At 64.5% G+C, this 262-nt stretch carries 1 protein-coding gene; it reads right to left on the bottom strand.

All coding sequences use genetic code 11. The features are described 5' to 3' along the window. Window positions 1–83: 83 nt before the first annotated feature. On the bottom strand, window positions 84–262 hold a 179-nt coding region (locus SB753_RS38450; protein ID WP_410805339.1), incomplete at its 5' end, for a D-aminoacyl-tRNA deacylase.

A 262-nucleotide genomic window follows, 5' to 3' on the forward strand; every position in this document is an offset into this window, starting at 1 on the left:
AGGATCTGCGTGGTCATGGGATCGAAGTGGGCGCTGTTCGCCGGTTGTGCCAGGCCGCTATTGTCGCAAGAACCGCGCGACGTTCAGGCGTTGGTTTGCAGCCAGAAGGTGACGGGGCCGTCGTTGACGAGCGACACCTGCATGTCGGCGCCAAATTCGCCGGTCTCGACGACAGGATGTTTCGCGCGCGCCGCCGACACGAAATAGTCGAACAGACGCTTGCCTTCGTCCGGCGGCGCGGCGGGCGTGAAGCTCGGACGCA

Source organism: Paraburkholderia sp. SIMBA_053 (assembly GCF_046534895.1).
Classification (GTDB): domain Bacteria; phylum Pseudomonadota; class Gammaproteobacteria; order Burkholderiales; family Burkholderiaceae; genus Paraburkholderia; species Paraburkholderia caledonica.